Source organism: Micromonospora sp. TSRI0369 (assembly GCF_001905625.1).
In the GTDB taxonomy this organism is placed as follows: Bacteria; Actinomycetota; Actinomycetes; order Mycobacteriales; family Micromonosporaceae; genus Micromonospora; species Micromonospora echinospora_A.
This window is the reverse complement of sequence record NZ_LIVU01000003.1, coordinates 206,824-229,791: the sequence shown is the minus strand read 5'-3', so window position 1 is coordinate 229,791 and position 22,968 is coordinate 206,824. Positions and strand designations below refer to the sequence as shown.

General features: G+C 71.0%; 20 protein-coding genes. 9 read left to right on the top strand and 11 right to left on the bottom strand.

Annotation, left to right across the window (positions count from 1 at the left end; translation table 11 throughout):
* The first annotated feature begins 33 nt into the window (after nucleotides 1-33).
* Both AMK25_RS09940 and AMK25_RS09935 read left to right on the top strand, forming a co-directional pair.
* A complete protein-coding gene (locus AMK25_RS09940) occupies nucleotides 34-450 on the top strand; it encodes a hypothetical protein (RefSeq protein ID WP_143194720.1) in 417 nt (138 codons plus the stop codon).
* A 209-nt stretch (nucleotides 451-659) separates the two neighbouring features.
* Nucleotides 660-2,228 carry a copper resistance CopC/CopD family protein gene (locus tag AMK25_RS09935; RefSeq protein WP_241826314.1) on the top strand — a complete coding sequence of 523 codons (1,569 nt, stop codon included), beginning with the start codon at nucleotides 660-662 and terminating at the stop codon, nucleotides 2,226-2,228.
* Between the two features lie 33 nt (nucleotides 2,229-2,261).
* On the opposite strand, the gene AMK25_RS09930 is transcribed toward AMK25_RS09935, so the two are convergent.
* The 7 genes from AMK25_RS09930 to AMK25_RS09900 form a co-directional block, all read right to left on the bottom strand.
* Nucleotides 2,262-3,185, bottom strand: coding sequence for a M56 family metallopeptidase (locus tag AMK25_RS09930; RefSeq protein ID WP_073827883.1), 924 nt, complete (start codon nucleotides 3,183-3,185; stop codon nucleotides 2,262-2,264).
* Nucleotides 3,182-3,544 carry a BlaI/MecI/CopY family transcriptional regulator gene (locus AMK25_RS09925; protein ID WP_073827882.1) on the bottom strand — a complete coding sequence of 121 codons (363 nt, stop codon included), beginning with the start codon at nucleotides 3,542-3,544 and terminating at the stop codon, nucleotides 3,182-3,184. The genes AMK25_RS09930 and AMK25_RS09925 overlap by 4 nt, the downstream gene beginning before the upstream one ends.
* 92 nt (nucleotides 3,545-3,636) lie before the next feature.
* Nucleotides 3,637-4,296 (bottom strand): DUF305 domain-containing protein, encoded by a 660-nt coding sequence (locus AMK25_RS09920; RefSeq protein WP_073827881.1) that lies wholly within the window; start codon nucleotides 4,294-4,296, stop codon nucleotides 3,637-3,639.
* A 58-nt stretch (nucleotides 4,297-4,354) separates the two neighbouring features.
* Entirely contained in the window at nucleotides 4,355-4,768 is a 414-nt protein-coding gene (locus tag AMK25_RS09915; protein ID WP_073827880.1) for a DUF6153 family protein, read from the bottom strand.
* A gap of 110 nt (nucleotides 4,769-4,878) precedes the next feature.
* Nucleotides 4,879-5,376: a DUF3237 domain-containing protein gene (locus tag AMK25_RS09910; protein ID WP_073827879.1), complete on the bottom strand. Its 498-nt coding sequence runs from the start codon at nucleotides 5,374-5,376 to the stop codon at nucleotides 4,879-4,881.
* The gene (locus tag AMK25_RS09905; protein ID WP_198937493.1) at nucleotides 5,373-5,840 is read right to left on the bottom strand and encodes a MarR family winged helix-turn-helix transcriptional regulator; all 468 of its coding nucleotides are present in this window, start codon (nucleotides 5,838-5,840) and stop codon (nucleotides 5,373-5,375) included. Before AMK25_RS09905 ends, AMK25_RS09910 begins: the two co-directional genes overlap by 4 nt.
* Nucleotides 5,837-7,066 (bottom strand): flavin-dependent oxidoreductase, encoded by a 1,230-nt coding sequence (locus tag AMK25_RS09900; protein WP_241826349.1) that lies wholly within the window; start codon nucleotides 7,064-7,066, stop codon nucleotides 5,837-5,839. Before AMK25_RS09900 ends, AMK25_RS09905 begins: the two co-directional genes overlap by 4 nt.
* A gap of 250 nt (nucleotides 7,067-7,316) precedes the next feature.
* On the opposite strand from AMK25_RS09900, the gene AMK25_RS09895 reads away from it, so the two are divergent.
* The 6 genes from AMK25_RS09895 to AMK25_RS09870 all read left to right on the top strand — a co-directional run bounded on the left by AMK25_RS09895 (nucleotide 7,317) and on the right by AMK25_RS09870 (nucleotide 15,919).
* A complete protein-coding gene (locus tag AMK25_RS09895) occupies nucleotides 7,317-8,291 on the top strand; it encodes an ABC transporter substrate-binding protein (RefSeq protein ID WP_073828606.1) in 975 nt (324 codons plus the stop codon).
* 7 nt (nucleotides 8,292-8,298) lie between these two features.
* Nucleotides 8,299-9,069: an ABC transporter permease gene (locus tag AMK25_RS09890; RefSeq protein ID WP_073827877.1), complete on the top strand. Its 771-nt coding sequence runs from the start codon at nucleotides 8,299-8,301 to the stop codon at nucleotides 9,067-9,069.
* Nucleotides 9,066-9,881 (top strand): ABC transporter permease, encoded by an 816-nt coding sequence (locus tag AMK25_RS09885; protein ID WP_083664694.1) that lies wholly within the window; start codon nucleotides 9,066-9,068, stop codon nucleotides 9,879-9,881. The genes AMK25_RS09890 and AMK25_RS09885 overlap by 4 nt, the downstream gene beginning before the upstream one ends.
* Nucleotides 9,874-10,686: an ABC transporter ATP-binding protein gene (locus AMK25_RS09880; RefSeq protein ID WP_073827876.1), complete on the top strand. Its 813-nt coding sequence runs from the start codon at nucleotides 9,874-9,876 to the stop codon at nucleotides 10,684-10,686. The genes AMK25_RS09885 and AMK25_RS09880 overlap by 8 nt, the downstream gene beginning before the upstream one ends.
* Before the next feature lie 135 nt (nucleotides 10,687-10,821).
* Nucleotides 10,822-13,476 (top strand): bifunctional acetaldehyde-CoA/alcohol dehydrogenase, encoded by a 2,655-nt coding sequence (adhE, locus tag AMK25_RS09875; protein WP_241826312.1) that lies wholly within the window; start codon nucleotides 10,822-10,824, stop codon nucleotides 13,474-13,476.
* Between the two features lie 40 nt (nucleotides 13,477-13,516).
* Nucleotides 13,517-15,919 carry a phosphoketolase family protein gene (locus tag AMK25_RS09870; RefSeq protein WP_073827875.1) on the top strand — a complete coding sequence of 801 codons (2,403 nt, stop codon included), beginning with the start codon at nucleotides 13,517-13,519 and terminating at the stop codon, nucleotides 15,917-15,919.
* Between the two features lie 65 nt (nucleotides 15,920-15,984).
* Here the strand turns inward: AMK25_RS09870 and AMK25_RS09865 are convergent, their stop codons facing one another.
* A complete protein-coding gene (locus tag AMK25_RS09865; protein ID WP_073827874.1) occupies nucleotides 15,985-17,949 on the bottom strand; it encodes a right-handed parallel beta-helix repeat-containing protein in 1,965 nt (654 codons plus the stop codon).
* A 27-nt stretch (nucleotides 17,950-17,976) separates the two neighbouring features.
* A complete protein-coding gene (locus AMK25_RS09860) occupies nucleotides 17,977-19,641 on the bottom strand; it encodes a CocE/NonD family hydrolase (RefSeq protein WP_083664692.1) in 1,665 nt (554 codons plus the stop codon).
* Nucleotides 19,642-19,721: 80 nt separating this feature from the next.
* Here AMK25_RS09860 and AMK25_RS09855 point away from each other — a divergent pair, with 80 nt between their 5' ends.
* Complete coding sequence (locus AMK25_RS09855; RefSeq protein ID WP_083664691.1) at nucleotides 19,722-21,260, top strand: glycoside hydrolase family 43 protein; 1,539 nt, start codon at nucleotides 19,722-19,724, stop codon at nucleotides 21,258-21,260.
* Nucleotides 21,261-21,277: 17 nt separating this feature from the next.
* Here the strand turns inward: AMK25_RS09855 and AMK25_RS09850 are convergent, their stop codons facing one another.
* Both AMK25_RS09850 and AMK25_RS09845 read right to left on the bottom strand, forming a co-directional pair.
* On the bottom strand, nucleotides 21,278-22,147 hold the full coding sequence (locus AMK25_RS09850) for a carbohydrate ABC transporter permease (protein ID WP_073827873.1): 870 nt from the start codon (nucleotides 22,145-22,147) through the stop codon (nucleotides 21,278-21,280).
* The coding region (locus tag AMK25_RS09845; RefSeq protein WP_198937492.1) for a carbohydrate ABC transporter permease at nucleotides 22,144-22,968 on the bottom strand (825 nt) is incomplete at its 5' end. The genes AMK25_RS09850 and AMK25_RS09845, both read right to left, overlap by 4 nt.

Genomic DNA, 22,968 nt, shown 5'->3' with positions numbered 1-22,968 from the left:
ACCGGTCGGCCACTGGTGGCCTACCATCCGTGCATGACAGTCCTCGACGCCGCCGCGCTGCGTACCCGTTCCAGCCTGCGGAGAACCGCCGTCGGATTCGCCGCCCTGTGGTCCGTCGCCCTCGCCGCGTTCGCGGGCGTCAACATCCTGTTCGGGGCGCGGAACAGGGATTACCTGCTGCAGTACGGCAGCGACGCGGGCGACCGGTTCGCGACCAACATCCTCATGCTGATGTCGTGGCTCGGCCTCGTCGCCGCTGTCGGCCTCGCCACGTGGATCACCACGCTGATCATGCTGGCGCGCACCCCCGAGATGCACAAGGTGTTGCGTATCCGGGTCCGCGTCGCTTCGGCGGTGGTGCTCGTCGCCACGCCGGTCGTCACAGTCGGCGCACTCCTCCTCGGGTACGCGCTGATCGTGCCGTGGATCTACGCGGGAGTGCAGGCCTGAGGCCCCGGAGCGCGAACACCTACGTGACGCGGTAGGCGCTGTAGCGCACCCGGTCGGCCTCGCGGATCGCCGACGCCACGAAGACGGACTGCTCCGTTGACCAGGCCGGTGCTCTACTACCAACCGCTAGTAGTTCCCTTAGGATGGCGACCGCATCAGGTCGGAGCGATGGGCACCGGGCCCACGTCTCCCTGACGAAGGGATCAGCGGTGCCTTTCCCAGGGCGTCCTCGGCTGCCGGCGCGGCGCGCGGCACGGTGGGTGCTGCTGGTGTGGTTGGCGTGCTGTCCCGCCGTGTTCGTGGTGCTCGGGTTCGCGTCGCCCGCCGCCGCGCACTTCAAGCTGCTCAAGGTCGTACCGGCGGACGGCGCGCGCGTGGACGGCGCGGTCGCGGAGATCCGGCTGACGTTCAGCGCTCCCGGCACGCCCACCGCGGCCGGTTTCCGGCTCTCCCGCGAGGGTGCGGCCGTTCCGGTGACCACTCACACCCCCGACGGGGGCCGTACGTGGCTGGTCCACCCCTCCGCCGCGTTGACCGACGGGGAGTTCACGCTGCGCTGGAGCGTGGCCGCCCCGGACGCCCATCCCCTGACCGGCGATGTCACGTTCACCGTGGTCCCGGCCGACGCGCCACCGGGCGCGACGGCCACCCCTCGACCCACGGCCGGTTCGCACGGGGACACCGGTCACGGTGGACCGGCCGCTCCGTCGGCGTCCCCACCGGCCCATTCCGGCGGGCACGCGGTGGGTCACACGGCTGACGCCGACCAGGGTTCGGTGCGGTTCGTCGGCACGGCAGGGCGCTGGCTGTCCTACGGGGCGATCCTGCTCGGTGTGGGTGCTCTGGTCTTCGCGCTGACCACACTGGTGGGTACGCGCAGCGACATCCGGCTGGTCCAGGTCTGGGTACGCGTCGCCGGGCTGACGGTGGCGGCCGGTGTGGTGCTCGAACTGGCGGCCCTGGCAGCCGTGTTCGGCGGGGGCGGTCTCACCTCGGCGGTCAGCCTACCTGCGCTGACCGCGCTCGGCCGTACGCCGGTAGCCGCCGGGCTGGGCCTGCGGTTCGCCGGTGCGGCCGGGTTACTCGTGGCCGGTTCCCTGGAGGCGGCGCTGATCCGGGGGCGGCACGCGGTCGGGCGGCACGCCGTGGCGACAGTCGCCGCGATCCCGACCGCCCCTCGTCCCCTGGTCGTGCCGCCCGCCGGTGACGTGAGCGGCGACGAGGCGCAACGGGTACGCGCGCGAGCGGTCCGGCCGGTGCTCCTCGGTGTCACAGTGGCGCTGCTGCTCGGTTCGTTCCTGTTCGACGGGCACACCGTCACCGCGCGACCACGGACGATCGTCGTGGCGGCGGACGTCGCGCACACGCTTGCCGCGGCGGTGTGGGTCGGCGGGGTTCTGCTCCTGGCGGCGTTGCTGCTCGGGCGTGCGCGTATCGGTGTGCCGACGGGCGCCGCCGAGATGGCGGTGCGATTCTCTGTTCCGGCCAGCGCCGCCGTGGCGTTGACGGGCGTCGCGGGCGTCGCACTGTCAGTGGCGATCCTTGACCGGCCCGGTCACCTGGTGAGCACCGGTTGGGGACGGGTGCTCCTGGTCAAGGTCGCGTTGGTGGCGGTCGTAGCCGTCGTCGGGCTCTACAACAGCAGGCGGGTGGTACCCCGGCTGGACGAACCCACCCCGGACGGTATGCGTCGCCTGCGCCGCACGGTGCTGGCGGAGGCGGTGCTGATGGTGGCTGTCCTGCTGGCCACGGCGATCCTGGTCAACACCGGCACGTAGGTCGCGCCCGCGCCGCACGGGCGGTCCCGGGGTCTACAGGCAGAACAGGATGCCGGTGACCAAGCCGGCGCCCAGCGGGGCCGCCAGGGCGGTCGCGGCGAGCACGGCACGGGCGAGCAGGTTACGGCGGTGCGGGCGGCGCACCTGGAGGCGCTGCAGCCGGATGGCCACATCGGCGCCGGCCATCGACAGCGCGGACGGCGGGTGCGGCGCGCCGGCGAAGGTCAGCAGCGCGTCGCGTACGGCGGTCGGGCCGCACTCGCGGACCGCGGCGGCGTCGGCGCGCAGTTCGACGAGCAGGCGCACGGCCGCGGGCGCCTGGCGGGTCAGGGGCAGCCACGGTACGGCGGCGGCGAGCCCTTCCACGGCGGCCACCAGGAGGTGGTGACGCTCCCGCAGGTGTGCCCGCTCGTGGCTGAGCACCGCGGCGAGTTGCTCCGCCGGCAGGTCACCGGCGGCGCTGGCCAGGACCGTCAGCCCGCCGGATCCGCCGAGGCTGTAGGCCATCGGGGTCGGATGGGGGATCCACAGCACCGCCGCCTCACCGCGCTCCGACGGGCCGCCGGCAAGCGTGAACAGGTCGGCGTGAGCACGGCGGGCGCGGCGGGCGCGCATCGCCCGGCGGGTGCACGTCGTCGCGAAGCGGGCGAGCACGGCCAGCAGGAGCAGCGCTCCGGTCGCCCCGACGATCTCGTCGACGGCGGGCGGCCGGCTGGGTTGCGCCCAGTGCCAGCAGATGCGGGCGAGGTCGTGCAGCGCCCACTGCCGGGTGCTGCCCGGCGCGAGGAGCATCACGGTGGCGAGGACGAACGTGGCGGGCACCGCGACGATCAGGCCGAGCCAGCCGAGCAGCATCGCGACGGGGTCGGCGACGTGCCGGAAGCACAGCCGCAACGCGGCGGGGCCACACCAGGCGACCGCCGCCGCGCCGGTGACGAGGGCGAGCGCGAGGCTCATGCGCCGGACTCCCGCTCGTCCAGGACCTGCCGCAGGATGTGCAGCTCGTGGTCGGAGGCGGACCGGGCGAAGTGCAGGAGCACCAGGTCGGGGTGGCTGCTCGTCTCGACGACCCGGCGCAGTGTCCGCGCGATGATCTCCTCGCGGGTGCCGGCGGCACGGTAGCGGTAGGCCTTGCCGTCCTTCTCCCGCACGGCCCAGCCCTTGCGGTGCAGGTTGTCCAGCACGGTCAGGACCGTCGTGTACGCCAGGACCCGGTCGGTGGTCACCGCGTCGAGGACGTCGCGCACGAGCACGGGCTCAACCGCACGCCACAGGACGTCCATCACTGCCGATTCGAGTCTGCCCAGTTCCGCCACGCGCTCTCCCTTCGTGCCGGTCAGGGTACGTCAGGTGTCGTGGCGGTGCGGCCGGTCCCGGCGCCGGGCCGGGACCGACCGCACCAGGCCGTCTACAGACGGTCGAGGATCTTCTGCAGGATCTGCACCTCGGTGGCCTGATCCGAGGCGATCTTGGCGGCCAGCGCCTTGGCCTCGGGGTTACGGCCGTCGGCCTGCTCGGCCTTTGCCATGTCGATGGCGCCGTTGTGGTGGGCGATCATCATCTCGGCGAACATCTTGTCGAAGGCAGCGCCGTTCGCCGCGGCGAGGTCCTTCATCTGCTGCTCGGACATCATGCCGGGCATCCCCGAGCCCATCCCCGGCATACCGTGCCCGGGCGTGGCGCTCATGCCGGGCATGCTGTGGTCGCTGGGCAGGTCCGTGGGTTTGCCCCAGGCCGTGAGCCACCCCTTCATGGTGGCGATCTCCGGATCCTGCGCCGCCTTGATCTTGGCGGCCAGGTCCTTGAGTTCGGGGTCGCTCGCGCGCGCCGGGGCCAGGTCGGCCATCGTCACAGCCTGCTGGTGGTGCGGGATCATCATCTGGGCGAACATCACGTCCGCGTCGTTGACGGTGGCGTCGGCCGAGGGTGAGGCGCCCGCCGCGGAACTGCTGCCGGTGCCGTGCGTCATGCCGCCGGTGTCGTCCGCGCCGCCGCAGGCGGCGGTGGCGAGCAGGGCGGACAGGGCGATGCCCGTGAGGGCGGCGCGGCGCAGGATGGTCGGTCTCATCAGTACGTGGTCCTTGTCGTGAGGCGTTCCGGAACGGAGTCGTCGGGTCGTGCTCTCCTCACGTGCGCAGCACCGTTACGGCTCGCAGTCGCAGCCCGATGGTCGGGAGGGGTGGACCCCGGTCCGGGCGGTTCACCCGGGACCAGGGGCCAGTCGGTGTGCCGGCGCCCCGGCGGCGTCGGCGCAACAGGGACAGGACGCCGAGGACCAGGGCGCCGCCCAGCACCGCCAGGCACACGGTGAACGCGTGCAGGCCGTCGCGATGCCCGGGCGAGCCGCCTTCTCCGTGTGCGGTGTCGGGTGCGGCGGGGATCTCGTGGGCGGCGCCGGCGTCGTGGCCGGTGCTCCCGCGTGCGGCGCTCGCGTGGGCGGCGTCGGGCCCGGCCGGGTGGCCGAAGGTGTGCATGCCGAACACCCCGAACGTCACGGCCATGAACAGCGCCAGCCGCAGCAGCGGGTGAGAGCGTCCCATCCCACCCCCTCCGCAGGCACCAGCGTCTACTACAGGCGCATAGTAGATGGGATATCACAGGGGCCGGGCACGGGGAGGGCGAACGCGCACAACCCGCCGCCCGGGAACACCTACGTGACGCGGTAGGCGGTGTAGCGCACCCGGTCGGCCTCGCGGATCGCCGACGCCACGAAGACGGACTGCTCCAGCACGGCGAGCGCGGGCACCGACGTCTCCAGTCGTACGCCCAGCCGGAAGTAGTACTCGACGGGGTCGACCGCGTCGCCACGCAGCAACGCCGCGAGGATCTCCGGGCGGCCGCTGCGGACGCCGAACGTGCGGAGGTAGACGTGGCCGCCGTCGGCGGTGCGCGCCGAGTAGCGCGTGTCGATCTCGATGGCGCCGTCCGGACGGACCAGCTGCCAGTCGGCGCCGCCGGGCAGGATGTCGGCCTCGAACAGGCCGGTGACCCGGCCGCCGATGACAGGCACCACGCGACGGTGGCCCGCGCGGGTCACCCCGTGGTCCTCCAGCGCGCCGAGCCGCACCTCCACCTCGAACGCGGCCTCCAGGCCGGGAACCGCCGGGGCGCGCACCGCCCCGTGACCGGCGGGTCGGCGCGTACTCATGGGGTGTCCTTGGTGTCCGCGAGCGCGTCGCGCAGGCGTTCCAGCGCGGGCACCGCGGCGGCGAGGGCCGCGCGGTCCGCCGCCGACAGGGTGGCCGCGGCGCGGGCGACCAGGTCTCCGCTCGCGAGGTCGAAGCGGTCGAACAGGTCGAGTGCCTTCGGGGTGGCGAGAACCTCGACGTGGCGGTGGTTGCCGGGACGGGGGCGGCGCTCGACGAGACCGTTGCCCTCCATCGTGGTGAGCAGGTTGCTGACCGTCGAGCGGCTCAGGCGGAGTCGTTCGGCCAGCTCACCGGGGCCGGACACGGTGCCGCGGGGCAGCGCCCGCACGATCTCGATCTGCGCGTCCGGGACCTCCGGCAGGTGCTCTGCGGCACGGGCGGCGGCGAGTAGCGTGCGGCGCAGCGGTGAGATCACCGACGCCAGGCGTGCCGCGTCCAGCTCGGTCGTCTCCGGACCGGTCACGGCAGGACGCCCGAGAAGACCGTCGGCGTCAGGGAGGCCCGTTCGTTGAGGTCGGCGGGCAGGAAGCCGGCCGCCTTCTTGTAGCCGGTGGCGATCTCGGTCAGCTCGTCCGGCGGGATGACGTCGTGGATGTGCGCGAACCCGTCCGGCGCGCGCTCGCGGGCGAGCACCATCACCTGCTCCGGGCCCTGCCGCCGGTTGCTCAGCACGAGCGCGGTGGTCGCCGGCCGCCGGTCCGCCTCGTAGGCCTCCAGCGCCGCCGGGACCGTCGGCGCGGTGGCGAGGTGAAAGGCGAGGGTACGCGCGTCCAGGATCGCCTGCGACGCCCCGTTGGAGCCGTTCGGGTACATCGGGTGTGCCGCGTCCCCGAGCAGCGTGGTGTTCCCGTGGGTCCAGGTGTCGATCGGGTCGCGGTCCACCATGGGGTATTCCAGGATCTCGTCGGCGGCGGCCAGCAGTGCCGGCACGTCGAGCCACGGGAAGCGCCAGTCCGCGAAGAGCGCGACGACCGGCGCGGGGTCGACCGTCCGGTTCCAGTCCGCGTTCGGCCCGGCGAAACCGGGGCCGCGCCGCTCGGCCACGACGTTGATCACGCCGGGACCGATCGGGTACGCGACGAACTTCTGTTCCGCGTCCCCTGCCATGATCATGGTTCGCCCGTCCAGGAATCCGGGCGCCCGGGCCGTCCCCCGCCACAGCGTCAGCCCGTTCCAGATCGGCTCGCCCTCGTCGGGCTGATGTTGCCGGCGCAGCGCGGAGTGGATGCCGTCCGCGCCGACGATCAGGTCGGCCGCGACGCTCACCTCCCCCGCCGCCGTCGCGAAGCGTGCGACGCCGTCGTGGACGCCGACCAGCCGGTGCCCGGTGCGCACCACGTCGGCGCCCAGCCGTTCCCGCACCACGGCGAGCAGTTCCATCTGGAACCGGCCGCGGTGCACGGAAAGCTGCGGCCAGCGGTATCCGGCGTCCAGCCCGCGCGGCTCGCTCCAGATCTGCTGACCGTGCCGGTTGTAGTAAGCCAGCGTGCCGGGCGCGGCGCCCAGCCTTTCCACTCGCTCCCCGAGGCCCAATTCGGTCAGCTCTCGGACGGCGTGCGGGAGCAGATTGATCCCGACGCCGAGTGGGCGCAGCGCGTCGGCGCGCTCATAAACGGCGATGTCACGGAAGCCGGCCCGGTGCAGGCTGAGCGCGGTGGTGAGGCCACCGATACCAGCGCCCACGATCACGATCGCCAAGTCGTCGCCCCCTCCGCCACCGCGCCACCAACCGCACAGTTTGGTCACAAAATCGTGGTGCGTCAAGATGCATTCTCATCGCGGTCGGACCACTCCGATCGCAATGCGAACCGCCTTATCAGAATTCTTGACAATCAATCACCTCTGCATGACGCTGATCGACGCGGTCGGATGGTTCACCTCTCCTCGCCGGCCCCCACTCCTCCGGATGCACCAGCGCTTCGCACGGAAGGGCTCGTCCATGAAGAAGGTCACCGCCCTCGCTGTTCTGGCCGGCGTCGCGATCGCCCTCACCGGCTGCACGGACTCCGACGCCACCGATCCGTCCCCCGGGGCAAGCGGCGAGCTGCGCAAGGTCCGCGTGGCGGCGCTGCCCATCAGCGAGACCGCCGCGCTGTGGGGCGGCATCGAGGCGGGCATCTTCCGGGAGCAGGGGCTCGACGTGGAGGTGGTGCCCGCACAGGGCGGGGCCCAGGCCATCCCGGCCCTGATCAACGGCGACATCGACTTCGCCATCGGCCAGCCGTTCGGCCCGTTCCGCGCCGACCTGCAGAACCTCGGCGTGGTGATCATCGGGAACTACGCGTCGTCCTATGCCGACGGTGACGACATCAACGCCGTGGTGGCGTCGGCGAAATCCGGCATCACCCGGCCGTCCCAGCTCGCGGGGCGCAAGGTGTCGGTGAACAGCCTGGGCGCCGCCGGCGACGTCACGATCATGGCGGCGGTCGAGAAGGACGGCGGCGACCCCGCCAAGGTCAAGTTCGTCGAGGTGGCCTTCCCGGACGCGCCCGCCCAGCTCGCCGCCGGCAACATCGACGCCGCCTGGGTGACCGAGCCGTTCATCACCCAGATGCGCAAGCGCGGCGACGTCCTCGTGGTCGCCCCGTACCAGGCCACCGTTCCTGGGCTCGCCACCCTGACGACGATCACGTCGAGCAAGCTGAAGGACTCCGACTCCGCCCTGGTCGCGGACTTCTCGGCGGCGATGAAGAAGACGCTCACCTGGGCCAAGGATCCGGCCAACGAGAAGGACCTCCGTCAGGCCATCAAGGACAACCTCGAGCTACCGGAAGCGGTGGCGGACTCCGTACGGCTCCCGGCGTTCGGGTGGGAGCTCGACCGGGCCGGCCTGGAGCAACTGGCGACGCTCGCCCAGAAGTACCGCGTCCTCGACCGGCGACCCGACTTCGACCGACTCATCCAGCAGCAGTAGCCGGCCGATGCGCAAGATCCTGCTGGGCGCCGTCGGCCTGCTGGGGTTCCTCGTCGTCTGGCAACTGATTCCGACACTGGGACTGGTCGACCCGCACAACCTGCCGTACCCCACCGACGTGTTCGGACGGCTGGCCGAGGAGGTCCGCGACCTGGCGTTCTGGCGGCGGGTCCGGCTCACCATGACGTCGTGGGCGATCGGCCTGACGGTGGCGACGCTCGCGGCGGTCGCGCTGGGGACTGTGGTCGGGCTGGTGCCGTTCCTGCGTCGCGCGACGCACACGACAGTCGAGTTCCTGCGACCGGTGCCGTCGGTCGCGCTGATCCCGCTCGCCGTGCTGATGTTCGGCCTGCAGATGCGCGCCGCGCTCGTCATCATCGTCTACGCGGCGTTCTGGCAGGTGTTCGTGCAGGTGATCTACGGCGTCGCCGACGTCGACACCGTCGCCCGGGACACCGCGCGGAGTTTCGGCCTCACCCGCGCCGAGCGGCTGCGCTACCTCGTCCTGCCGACCGCTCTGCCGTACCTGATGACCGGCCTGCGCCTCGGCGCGGCGGTCGCGCTCATCCTGGCCGTCACCGCCGAGATGGTGATCGGTAACCCCGGCCTCGGGCGCATGATCGAGCTGTCCCGCTCCGCCGGGGACGCCGTCGGCCTGTACGGCCTCGTCGTGGTCACCGGGGTCCTCGGCCTGCTGGTGAACCTCGTGTTCCGCTTCGTCGAACGCCGCTCGCTGGCCTGGCACCAGTCGGTCCTCGCGGACGAGGCAGCCCGGTGACCGCCCTCGGCGCGGGCCGGGCCCGTCCCCGCGGCCCCGGTGTCCGGGCTGCCGAGAACGTCCTGTTCGCGGTCGGGCTACCCGTCCTGGCCGTGGGGCTGTGGGCGGTCTGGTCCACGCGGTCGACGAGCCGGTTCCTCGTCGGCCCCCGCCCGCTCCTCGACGCGTTCCGGCAGACCTGGATCGGCCCGGCGTTCGTCGACGACGTCCTGCCGAGCGTGTACCGCCTCCTGGCCGGCCTGTTCGCGTCGGTCCTGCTCGGCGTCGCCGCCGGCGTCGTCATCGGCCGGATCCGCCCGCTACGCGAGATCCTCGAACCACTGCTGGAGTTCTTCCGCGCGATTCCGCCACCGGTGCTGATTCCGGTCGCGATGCTCCTGCTCGGCATCACCGACACCATGAAGGTCGTCGTCATCGTGTCCGGCGCGATCTGGCCGATCCTGCTGAACACGATCGAGGGTGTCCGGTCGACCGACAGCGTGATGCTGGAGACCGCACGCTCCTTCCGGATCTCCCGGTGGGACCGGCTGTGGCTGCTGATCCTCCCGGCGGCGAGTCCGCGCATCATGACCGGCGTCCGGCAGGCGCTCTCGGTGGCCCTGATCCTCATGGTCATCTCGGAGATGTTCGCGTCGTCGGCCGGCCTCGGCTACCGGATCGCCTACTTCCAGCGGAACTACCTCATCGCCGAGATGTGGAGCGGCATCCTCCTGCTCGGCCTCATCGGTGTCGTCCTCGCCGTGGCCTTCGGTGTCGTCGAGCGCCGCGTTCTGCGCTGGTACCACGGAATGAAGGAGATCACCCGTGCCTGACGGGAGCCCGCTGCTGCGGGTCGAGCACCTGCGGAAGGTCTACGCCTCCGGCCGGGGCGAGGTCGAGGCGATCGGGGACCTCAGCTTCACGATGGATCCGGGCGAGCTGCTGTGCATCGTCGGTCCCTCGGGCTGCGGTAAGACCACGCTCCTGAAATGCCTCGCCGGACTGCTGCGGCCCACCAGCGGCCTCGTCGAGATGGAGGGCTCGCCGGTCACGGGCCCGAGCCCGGCGATGGCGGTGGTCTTCCAGGAGTACGGCCGCAGCCTCTACCCGTGGCTGACCGTCCGCGGCAACGTGGAGCTTCCGCTTCGCCACAAGAAGCTCTCCCGCGCCGAACGCGCCCGGCTGGTCACCGACGCCCTCGATGCGGTCGGGCTGCCGCAGTCGGCGCGGAGCCACCCGTGGCAGCTCTCCGGCGGGATGCAGCAACGGGTGGCCATCGCCCGCGCCATCGCGTACCAGCCGGACGTGCTGATCATGGACGAGCCGTTCGCCGCTGTGGACGCGCAGACCCGCGCGGACCTGGAGGACCTCGTCCGCGAACTGCACCTGACCCGGGGAATCTCCACTGTCTTCGTGACGCACGACATCGACGAGTCCGTCTACCTGGGCCAGCGTGTGCTCGTCCTGTCGAACTCACCGACCCGGGTGCAGGAGGACCTGGTGATCGACCTCCCGGGGGAACGCGACCAGCTCACCACCCGGGCGCTGCCCCGGTTCACCGAACTGCGGACCCACGTCTACGAGCAGATCCAGCGGGCCAAGCGGGGGCCGGCCGAGGCGCCCCAGCCGACGTCCTGACGGTGCCCCGCCCGCTTCCCCGGCCCGGCGTCCGGGCGCGGGCCGGTGGTCCCGCCCGCACGGGTCCACCGGCCGTGCCGACATCGATCGTCGCGGATCTATGGTCGAGGTGACGGACCGATGGAGGGCGGAAGCATGATCGGAACCCTGGTGGAGAACGGTCTCACGGCGTTGGCCGCCTACGACTCCTACGGCCAGGAACAGATCGACGGGATCGTGAAGAAGGCGTCGGTGGCCGCGCTCGGCCGGCACGCCGAACTCGCGATGCTGGCGGTCGAGGAGACCGGCCGCGGCGTGTTCGAGGACAAGGCGGTGAAGAACATCTTCGCCTGCGAGCACGTCACCAACCACATGGCCGACGTCCGCACGGTCGGAGTGATCGCTCAGGACGACATCACGGGCATCACCCAGATCGCCGAGCCGGTGGGGGTGGTGGCCGCGGTGACGCCCGTGACGAACCCGACCTCGACCACCATCTTCAAGGCGCTGCTGGCCCTCAAGACCCGCAACCCGGTCATCTTCGCCTTCCACCCGGCGGCGCAGCGGTGCAGCCAGGAGGCGGCCCGCACGGTCCGCGACGCCGCCGTCGCCGCCGGCGCGCCGGAGCACTGCATCCAGTGGATCGACGAACCGTCGGTGGCCGCGACGAACGAACTGATGCGGCATCCCGACGTCTCGGTGGTCCTGGCGACAGGTGGCAACGCCATGGTCCGGGCCGCCTACTCCACCGGCAAACCGGCGCTCGGCGTCGGCGCCGGCAACGTCCCCGCGTACATCGAGGCGTCGGCCGACGTGGCCCGCGCGGTCCACGACGTGGTGCTGTCGAAGGCGTTCGACAACGGCATGATCTGCGCCTCCGAGCAGGCCGTCATCGTCGACGACGCGATCCGGCCGGCCGCCCTCGCCGAGTTCCGGCGACTGCACGCCCACATCGCGACGACGGAGGAGAAGTCGCTGCTGGAGAAGCTGCTCTTCGGCTCCGGGAAGCTCAACCCCGACGTGGTCGGGCAGTCGGTGCCCTGGATCGCCGAACACGCCGGTTTCCCGGTCGACCCGGACACCTCGATCATCCTGGTCCCGGTCGACCGGGTCGGCCCGGCCGAGCCGCTGACCCGGGAGAAGCTCTGCCCGGTGCTCGCCCTGCTGCCCGCCACCGGCCACGACCAAGGCTTCGAGTACGCCGAGCAGATGGTCGAGTTCGACGGCCTGGGGCACAGCGCCGTCATCCACACACGGGACGCCGATCTGGCCGAGGCGTACGGCCGCCGGGTCAAGGCCGTCCGGATCATCTGGAACGCGCCGGCCTCGCAGGGCGGCATCGGCGACATGTACAACGCCTTCCTGCCGTCGCTGACGCTGGGCTGCGGAAGCTACGGCCACAACTCGGTGTCGCACAACGTCACAGCGGTCGACCTCATCAACATCAAGCGGGTGGCCCGGCGGACGAACAACCTCCAGTGGTTCAAGGTTCCGCCGAAGATCTACTTCGAGCCGAACGCGATCCGCTACCTCGCCGACATGCCCGACGTCCGCCGGGTCACCGTGGTCACCGACCACACCATGACCAAGCTGGGGTACGTGGACCGTGTGCTGTCCGTGCTGCACCGCCGCCGCGAGCAGGTGGCCCTGCAGATCATCGACGACGTCGAACCGGAGCCCAGCGTACAAACGGTCGACCGGGGCGCCGAGTTGATGCGCTCGTTCCGCCCGGACACCATCGTCGCGCTCGGCGGGGGTTCGGCGATGGACGCCGCCAAGGTGATGTGGCTGCGCTACGAGCACCCCGAGGTGGTCTTCGCCGATCTGCGGGAGAAGTTCTTCGACATCCGGAAACGCGCCTTCAAGTTCCCCACCCTCGGCGCGCTGGCCCAGCTCGTCTGCATCCCGACCACCTCCGGCACCGGAGCCGAGGTCACCCCGTTCGCGGTCATCACCGACACCGCCTCCGGCAAGAAGTACCCGCTCGCCGACTACGCGCTCACGCCGAGCGTGGCGATCGTCGACCCGGTCCTGGCCGCCGACCTGCCCGCGGTGGTCACCGCGGACAGCGGCTTCGACGCGCTCACCCACGCGATCGAGTCGTACGTGTCCGTCTACGCCAACGACTTCACCGACGGTCTGGCCCTGCACGCCGTCCGGCTCATCTTCGGCAATCTCGCCCGGGCCGTGCACCAGGGCGCCGCGGATCCGGTGGCCCGCGAGAAGATGCACAACGCCGGCACGATCGCCGGCATGGCGTTCGGCAGCGCCTTCCTCGGCATCGTGCACGCCATGTCGCACACCCTGGGAGCGACCTTCCACGTCGCACACGGACGCACCAACGCGATCCTGCTCCCGCACGTCATCAGGTACAACGGGACCGTGCCGAGCAAGCTCACCGGCTGGCCCAGGTACGAGACGTACCGGGCGCCGCAACGCTTCGCCGACATCGCCCATACCCTCGGGCTCCCCGCGGCCACCGACGCCGAAGCGGTCGAAGCGCTGGCCACGGCGATCGAGCGCCTGCGCGACGAGGTCGGCATCGAGCCGTCGTTCGCGGCCGTCGGGGTGGACGAGCGGGCCTTCCTCGCGGCGCTGCCGCAACAGGCGCTGAACGCGTACGAGGACCAGTGCGCGCCGGCCAATCCGCGCATGCCGATGCTCGGCGACATGCAGGAACTGATGCGCGCCGCGTACTACGGATCGACGACCGCCGCTTGCCGTGGCGGCGCCGCCGCTTCGCCATCGAGGGCCGAAGGTCCCGCGGCTTGCGGCCTGCGGCCCCCGGTGAACAAGCCCGACGGGGCCTAACCTGGGTCCGGACAAGACGAGATCAGTGAAAGGAAGCACGGTGACCGCGGTCGAATCCGAACTCCGTACGCTTGCCGAACTCGACGACACCGAACTCGCCCGTCTGGACGCGTGGTGGCGGGCGAACAACTACCTGACCATCGGGCAGATCTACCTGCAGGGCAACCCACTGCTGCGCGAGCCGCTGTCGGCTGAGCACATCAAGCCGCGCCTGCTCGGCCACTGGGGAACCAGCCCCGGCCTGTCGCTGATCTACGCGCATGTCTCCCGGCTCATCCGGCACACCGGCCAGCAGGCGATCTACCTGGCCGGCCCGGGTCACGGCGGGCCCGCACTGGTGGCGGCCGGCTACCTGGAGGGCACCTACAGCGAGATCTACCCGGACGTCAGCCAGGACGAGGCCGGGATGCTGCGCCTGTTCCGGCAGTTCTCCAGCCCGGGCGGCATCCCGTCGCACGTGTCGGTGACCACCCCGGGCTCCATCCACGAGGGCGGTGAGCTGGGCTACGTCCTGGTCCATGCGTTCGGCGCGGTCATGGACAACCCGGACCTGCTGGCCATCGCGGTGGTGGGCGACGGTGAGGCCGAGACCGGGCCCCTCGAAGGCTCCTGGAAGGGCGTGTCCTTCCTCAATCCCGAACGTGACGGCGCGGTCCTGCCGATCCTGCACCTCAACGACGCCAAGATCTCCGGTCCCACCGTGCTGGGGCGCAAGGACCCCGAGGAGGTACGCCACCTGCTGCGTGGCCACGGCTACGACGTCATCGAGGTCGAGGGCTCCGACCTGCCCGGCATGCACCACCGCTTCGCCGCCGCCCTCGCCACGGCCTGGACGAGGATCCGCGACATCCAGACCGCCGCCCGTGACGGTTCCTGGGACGGCGCCCGCCCCACCTGGCCGCTGATCATCCTGCGGTCGCCGAAGGGCTGGACCGGTCCGGACTCCGTCGACGGAGTCACCGTCACCGGGACGTGGCGGTCGCATCAGGTGCCGCTGTCCGGCGTCAAGGACAACCCGGAGCATCTCGCGCTGCTCGAGCGCTGGCTCAAGTCGTACCGTCCGGAGGAGCTGTTCGATTCCACCGGCGCGCCCGTGGCGCTGATCCGGGACCAGGCCCCCGACGGTGACCTGCGGATGAGCGCCAGCCCGCACGCCAACGGCGGGCTGCTGACCCGGGACCTGGACCTGCCGGACTTCCGGTCGTACGCGATCGAGGTGCCCCGGCCGGCGCAGCAGCGGGCCGAGTCGACGCGCAAGCTGGGCGAGATGGTCCGCGACATCTACACCCGCAACGCCGACCGGTTCCGGTTGTTCTGTCCGGACGAGACAAACAGCAACCGCCTCGGCAGCGTCTTCGACGTCTCCGACCGCGCCTTCATGGAGCGGGTGACACCGGAGGACGTGGCGATCAGCCGCGACGGCCGGGTCATGGAGGTGCTCAGCGAGCACAACTGCCACGGCTGGCTGGAGGGCTACAACCTGACCGGCCGGCACGGCATGTTCGCCACCTACGAGGCGTTCGCCATGGTCAGCGCCTCCCAGACGGTGCAGCACGGCAAGTGGTTGCAGGAGGCCAAGCACCTGCCGTGGCGGGCGAAGGTGCCGAGCCTCAACGTGCTGCTCACCTCGACGGCGTGGCGCAACGACCACAACGGCTTCTCCCACCAGGGGCCGGGCCTGATCCAGGTGGTGCTCACCCAGCGGGGCGACGTCGCCCGGGTCTACCTGCCGCCGGACGCCAACACCCTGCTGTCGGTGGCCGACCACTGCTTCCGGTCGCGGTCGTACATCAACCTGATCGTCATCGACAAGCAGCCGCAGCTGCAGTACCTGTCCATGGACGAGGCGATCGAGCACTGCGCCCGCGGCGCGGGAATCTGGGAGTGGGCCGGCACCGACGACGGCACCAGCGATCCCGACATCGTCCTCGCCTGCGCCGGCGACGTCGTCACCATGGAGACGGTCGCGGCGGCCCAGATCCTGCGCGACCGGCTGCCCGGTCTCAAGGTCCGGGTGGTCAACGTGGTCAACCTGATGACGCTGGTCCGGCCCAAGGACCACCCGCACGGCATGAGCGAGACCTTGTTCACCGAGCTGTTCACCGACGACGTCGACGTGATTTTCTCCTTCCACGGCTACCCCGGTGCGATCCACCAGCTCGTCCACGGGCGCCCGGACGCGGACCGGTTCCGCGTGCGCGGCTTCATCGAGCAGGGCACGACCACCACGCCGTTCGACATGACGGTGCGCAACAAGGCGTCGCGGTACCACCTCGTGATGGACGCCATCAACAACGCCAAGCGCCTCCCGCGTGGCGCGGCGGACCTCAAGGCGTGGTGCCGCAGTCAGCTCGACCGCCACGAGGCGTACGTGGTGGAGCACCTGGAGGACATGCCCGAGGTGCGCGACTGGGCCCTCGGCGACTGGGCAGCGCGCGGCTGAGGCAGACGGAGACGGTGACGCCGGCCGGCGTCACCGTCTCCGTCCGCGTACGCGCGGGTCCGCCGTCAGAAGACGCGCGTGCGGCGCGCCCCGGACGCGAGGCCCGCGATCGGGCCGACGGCGCCGTCCCGTCCAGGTTGCCGGGGTTCCCCCACCAGGTCCACGTCCATGACGGCGGGGCTGCCGTCCGGCTCCTCGAACTCCGCGTCGGCGCACCGGACCCGTTCCAGGTCCCGGCCGGAGACCACGCCGACGCGAGCCTCGTCGAACGCCTCGGGCAGATCGGTGACGAGCCAGACCGCGTCACCCTCGGCGACGACTGCCGCCGACGCGGCGCCCAGCACCCATGGCTCACGCTCACCCGCGAACGGCCGGGCGCCCGCGGCGTAGGCGTTCGCCCGGGCGTACACCGGTTGTTTCACGTCGAGGTACTTCTGCTGGTCGCTGGGCGGCTGTTCGTCGAGGCGGGTCAGGTACTCCGCGAACGACGCGGGATGGCCGTCGTATCCGGCGGTGCCGCCCAGCGGTGACCCCTGGCCCTCCGCGCCCGTCCCGTAGGCCGCGCCCGGGTCGCCGCCGAGGAAGAGGTTGCCCACGTACCTGTCGTCGCCGCCGTAGATCACGGCGTACCCGGCGACCTGGGTGCTGTGCGGCAGGTGGTACGGCGTAGCGCGGTCCAGCACCGGCTCCAGCCGCATCGTGCCGCAGATCAGGTTGTTGACGAAGGCGCCGCCCTGGCTGAACAGCTCCAGCGCGGCTGGTGAGCCGAAGATGTTGTGATCGACCAGGTAGGGGCCGTGGCTGACCTCGACGAAGAGGTCCCGGCAGTTGTCGTGGTAGACGTTGCGGGAGAGCCGGGTGCCCTGCGCCTGCCAGTCCAGCCAGGTGCCGAGCGAGCAGCCGTGGATCCGGTTGTGCCGGATCACCACGTCGATGGCGGCGTGCAGCTTGATGCCGGCGATCTCGTACCCGTAGAACTCGCGCTTCACGCCGATGCCGTGGATGTGGTTGTCCTCGATCGTGGAGAACGCACACCCGAGGTGACCCACTATCGCGTTCTGGCCGCAGTCGTAGATCGTGTTGCGGCGGATCACGTGCGAGCCGATGTGCTCGCGGTCCCACCCGATCTGGCGGGCCGCGAAGACCGACTCCAACTGGTACTGGTAGCCCGGCTTGTCGCCGCGCAGCGCCGAGAAGTTCTGCCCGGTGGAGCCCTCCTTCCCGATCGAGATCGCCGAGCACTTGGCGTCATGGATCACGTTGTCCTCGATGACCCACCCCTTCGCCCAGCCGGGTCCGATCAGGCCCGGCTGGTCGGCGGTCGGCGGCGCCCACGGGCTGGCCGCGTGCGCCAGCTCGAAGCCCCGGACGGTGATGTAGTCCAGGTGCGGCTGCTCCGGGTAGAAGACGCTGCGGCGTACGTTGATCTCCACCAGCTCCGTGTTCGGGTCGGCGCCCTGGAAGTTGGCCCAGATCGTCGTCTGCTCACCGACCTCGGCGTACCAGACGAGCCGGGTCTGATCCGGATTGCCGATCGGGTGGGTCACCCCGGTCCAGTCGTCGACGACCTCGGTGCGCCGTGGCGGATCGTCGACCTCCGCCCGGGTCGCCACCTCGAAGAAACTCAGGCCGTTGAGGTAGACGTTGCCGAGGTGCCGGCGTGGCGCGCCCCGGGGGTAGACGATCCAGTCACCGGCCACCTCCTGAGCGAACGGGTTGAACGAGCCGAACAGCGAGTTGTCGACGGTTGCCCGCCACACCGTCCCGCCGAGCGGCTCCCAGCCCGTGACGCGCTCCGATCCCTTGATCACCACGTGCTCGCCGGGCGCCGCCCCGTAGGTGATGCGGCGCGAGTCGCTGAGACCGCCGTGGCGTGGCTTCACCCACTCGCGGTACTCCCCCGCGTGCACCACCACCGTGTCACCGGGCTGGGCGACGCCGGCCGCCCGGTTGATCGTCCGGAACGGCCGCTCGGCGCAGCCGTCGGCGTGATCGGAACCGCTTGTCGCCACGTGGAACACGGATGTCATCCGGGGAGCCCTTCTGGAGATGTCTGTTCAGGTCCATACCGGCAGGTCGATCCGGGAGGGGTGGGCTCCGCCGTGGGAGATCTCCTGCTCCGCTCGCACGGTGGTGGCCGCGGTGGCGGCCGGTTCGCCGGTGCCGGGATTGCGGGCGTAGCGCGGATGCGCTCCGGAGCTGACCTGCACGGCGACGCGGTGGCCGGCGGCGAAGCGGTGGAACGCCGGCCACAGCGGCACCTCCAGCTCGACGAAACCGTCCTCGTCGGGCTGCGGGTCGGTGCCCGCGGCACCGACGCCGCCGACGCGGCGGATGCCGTCGCACACGCTCATCGAGCGGCCGTCGGGGTGCACGTCGCAGATCCGCACGAACACATCCGCGCTGGCCGCCGTCGAACGGAACCGGACACGGGCGGTCGGCTCCCCGGCGAGGACGATCGGGTGGGCCAGCGGTGGACTGCGGAAGACTGCCACGTCCGCGCGGCGTTCGTGGGCGCTGTTGTCGACCGGCCCCGGGGCCGGGCCCATGCCGGGGCCACCGAGCGCGGGCGTGGGCCGTTCGGGGTCGTAGGTGTAGCGGGTGCTGCCCGCGCCGGGAACGGCCGGGTCGACCAGCCCGGAGGCGTGCAGGTACCACCGTTGCGCCGCGGTGCCCGGCGGCGGCCACGCGGGTAGGTCGCGCCACTGCTCCGCGCCGGTGAGGAAGGCGCGCACGGGCGCCGGCCGGGTCGTGGGCGCGCCGGCGAAGTGTTCCTTGAGGAACGTGATCGACTCGGCGAGAAACGGGCTCTGCGCACTGCTGTGGCCCCACGGTCCGATGGTCAGCCGGGGCGGACGACCGGCCGCGGCGAGTTGGGCGTAGTTGCGCAACTGCCAGGGCAGGAAGATGTCGTACCAGCCGGTGGCCATGTACACGGGCGCGGTGACGTCGGGCACCGACGCGGTGTGCGACTGCCGGGTCCAGTAGTCGCAGGTGAGCTTCTCGTGGGCCAGCCAGTCCTGGTACCAGCTGATCGGGTGGCCTGCCACCGCGGTGTCGCCGCGGGACAGCGGCAGCACGTCGAAGGCCGCCGCCAGCTCCCGGTCCGGCCGCCGCGTGAGCCGGGCCCGGACCAGGGCGCCGCGCAGGCCCCGCAGGTCCATCAGACGTGACCAGCCGAGTGAGCCCTCCAGCGAGAAGACGCCGTTGGTCCAGGTGATCGGGCCGAAGTCGGCCATCGTGACGTTCAGGCACAGGGCGTCCGGGGCGTTGCCGGGGTCGTCACGGCACATCCGTCCGGCCACCGCCCACTGGGTGTAGCCGAGGTAGCTCTCCCCGTACGTCGCGACGGTGCCGGTGCACCACGGCTGGCGGCGTACCCACCGGTGGGTGGCCATGCCGTCGCGCTGCTCGTCGAGCTGGGGCCGGAAGCTGCCACCGGAGCCGCCGGTGCCGCGGCAGCTCTGCGCCAGCACCGTGAACCCCGCGCCGGCCAGCGCCGACGCGTGGGTGAGCGAGCCGTGCCGGCCGTACGGCGAGCGCACGACGATCGTGGGCAACGGCGGTTCCACCGCGCCGACCGGCTGGTAGAGGTCCGCGACCAGCTCGACGCCGTCGTCCATCGGCACGCGCAGCCCGCGCCGCACGGTGAAGGTGTACGGGGGATCCGTGGCCGCGTGGCGACGGAGCCGCCCGGACAGGAGGCGGCCGAGAACTGTCATCGCTCGCTCGCGGGTTGCCCGATACGGTTCGCGGCATCGACACTCATGGCGGCGTCGTGCCCGTACGAGAAGGAGCGGAAATGGAACCGGAGCCTGCGTACGGTGAGTCCCTCGGCGACCGCAACCCGATCCTGCCGGGCTTCTGGCCCGATCCGAGCATCTGCCGCGCCGATGAGGACTACTACCTCGTGTGTTCGAGCTTCGAGTACGCGCCCGGTGTGCCGATCTTCCACAGTCGTGACCTGGTCAGCTGGCGGCAGATAGGCAACGTGCTCGACCGCGCCGGTCAGCTTCGGTTGCCGGCCGACACACTGGCCTCGCGGGGCATCTACGCGCCGACGATCCGCCACCACGGCGGCCGGTTCTGGGTCGTCACGACGAACGTCACGCTCGACCGGCACCTGATCGTGACGGCTACCGATCCCGCCGGCCCGTGGTCGGATCCGGTCTACCTGGACCTGCCCCACGTGGACCCGTCCCTGGCGTGGGACGACGACGGCAACTGCTGGATGACGGTGTCCGGGGTCGAGTCGTACCGGATCGACCCGCGCACCGGCGAGGTCCTGGAAGGACCGGTGGCGATGTGGTCGGGAACGGGTGGCCAGTACCCGGAGGCGCCGCATCTGTACCGGGTCGGCGACTGGTGGTACCTGCTCGTCTCGGAGGGCGGAACCCACACCGGCCACGCGGTGAGCGTCGCCCGCGCACGCTCGCCGCGCGGGCCGTTCCAGCCCGGGCCGGCCAATCCGATCCTGACGCACCGCGGCACCGACCGGCCGGTGCAGGCGACCGGGCACGCCGACATGGTGGAGGCGGCCGACGGCAGCTGGTGGATGGTTCTGCTGGGGATCCGGCCGAAAGGCCAGTGGCCGCCCTACCACGTCCTGGGGCGGGAGACGTTCCTGGCACCGGTGCGCTGGGTCGACGGGTGGCCGGTGGTCGACCCGGTCTCGATCGCCACCGGCCCGGATGGGGCGAGCCGGTGGGTCGAGCGGGACGACTTCGACGACGACCGGCTGGGGCCACAGTGGATTTCTCCGCGGGAGCGGCCCGCCTCGGCGTGGTCGTTGACCGACCGGCCCGGCTGGCTGACCCTGTACGCGTCCGGCGACAGCCTCGACCGCGGCGGCGCCACAGTCGTCGGCCGCCGCCAACAGCACCATGACTGCCGGGTCAGCGCCCGCGTCGATCCCGGCTCCGGCCGGTCCGGGCTGACGATCAGGATCGACGAGGCCCACCACTACGACCTGGAGCTCGCCCGGGGGCAGGCCCGGGTCATCGGCCGGGTCGGGCCGTTTCGTCAGGTGTTCGGGGAGTGCCCGGTGCCCGCGGGGGCGGTGACCCTGGCACTGAGCACCCGGACCACCGACGTGCTGCCCCCGACGGTCACCTCGTCCGGCGATCTGGCGCAGGCGGGCCTCGTGGGCGTGACGGCAGCCGGGAGTGACACGATCAGCTTCGAGGTCGAGACCGGCGACGGCTGGTCGTGCCTGGCAGAACTCGACGGGCGCTACCTGTCCACCGAGGTCGCCTCCGGGTTCACCGGCCGGGTCATCGGCATGTACGTCACCGAGGGAAGCGCAGGTTTCGACTGGTTCGACTACCGGCCGGCCGGCTGACGAGACCGAGACGGACCTCACCCCTTGAATGCGCCTTCCATGATTCCCTGCACCAGACGGCGTCCGACGAAGACGAACAACACCAGCAGCGGAATGGTGGCCAGGAAGGAGCCGGACATGGCCAGGCCCAGGTCGATGTCCCGGTTCTGCTGCAGTGCCTTGATGGCGATCTGGACGGTGTAGTTCTCCGGCGACTTCAGGACGATGAACGGCCACAGGAAATCGTTCCACGCGTAGACGAACGTGAACAGGCCCAGCACGTACGCCGCCGGGCGTACCAGCGGGAAGGCGATCCGCCAGAAGATCTGCCAGGTGGTCGCGCCGTCCACGCGCGCCGCGGCCATCAGCTCGTCGTCGATGGTGCTGCCGATGTGCTGACGCATCCAGAAGATGCCGAACGCGCTGACCAGACCGGGAACGATCACCGCTTGCAGGCTGTCCACCCAGTTCAGCTCGGACATGATCAGGTACTGCGGTACCACTGCCAACTGCGCCGGCACCGTCATGGTCAGCACGACGATGAGGAACAGCGTGTTGCGGCCGGGGAAGGACAGCTTGGCGAAGGCGAAGCCGGCCAACGCGCAGAGCACCGCCTGGCCGACGGCGATCGTGGTGGCCACGATGAGGCTGTTGAGCAGCGACTGCACGAATGGCACGATGGTGAAGACCAGTTCCGCCAGGTGCAGGAAGTTGCCGCCGGGTGTGATCGTCGGCGGGAGGGTCGTCGCGGTGGCGGAGTCCGTCGTGGCCACCACGAACATCCAGTAGAGCGGGAAGACACTGGCGAGCGCTACGAGGGTGAGCAGCGCGTACACCGCGATCGAGACGCGGTTGGCCTGGCGCCGCCTGGCCCGCTTGGGCGCGGCGGTCGAGGGTTCGGGCTTCATGGGCGCTCCGAGCGGACGCGGGTGGCCAGCAGATAGTTGATTCCGGAGAAGGCGACCACGATGACGAAGAGCGCGACGCCGACCGCCGCGCCGTAGCCGAAGTGGAACTGTCCGAAGGACTGCTCGTAGAGGTACAGGGTGACGGTCTGGCACTGCCGTGCCGCCCCGCACGTGAGCCCGCCCACCGGGTTGGCAAGCAGTGGCTCGGTGAAGACCTGCAGCCCGCCGATCGTCGACGTCACCACGGTGAACGCGATGATCGGCCGCAACGACGGGATGCTGATGTGCAGGAACTGTCTCCAGCCGTTCGCACCGTCGGCGGCGGCGGCCTCGTACAGCTCCCGGGGAACCGCCTGGAGCGCGGCGAGGTACAGCAGTGTGTTGTATCCGGTCCAGCGCCAGGCGATCATCGTGGCGATCATGACGTGGCTGCCCCACAGCGAGGCCGTGAAGTCGATGTGCTCGAAGCCCAGCAGCCCGAGGAACCAGTTGATCATGCCGTAGTCACGGTCGAACATCTGGGCGAAGACGATGGTCGTGGCCGCCACCGAGGTGACGTAGGGAACGAGCACCGACATCCGGAACAACGCGGCCAGCCGCAGCCGCGCGTGGTTGAGCAGGTGCGCCAGGCCGAGCGCCAGGAGCAACTGCGGCACCGTCGACATCACCCAGATGCTGAACGTGTTCCGCAACGCTCCCCAGAAGCGCGGGTCGTGCAGGAGTTCGGCGAAGTTGTCCAGCCCCACGAAGCGGTGCTCACCGATGGGATCCCAGTCGAACAGTGAGATGTAGAAGGTGAACAGCAGCGGGAAGAGACCGAA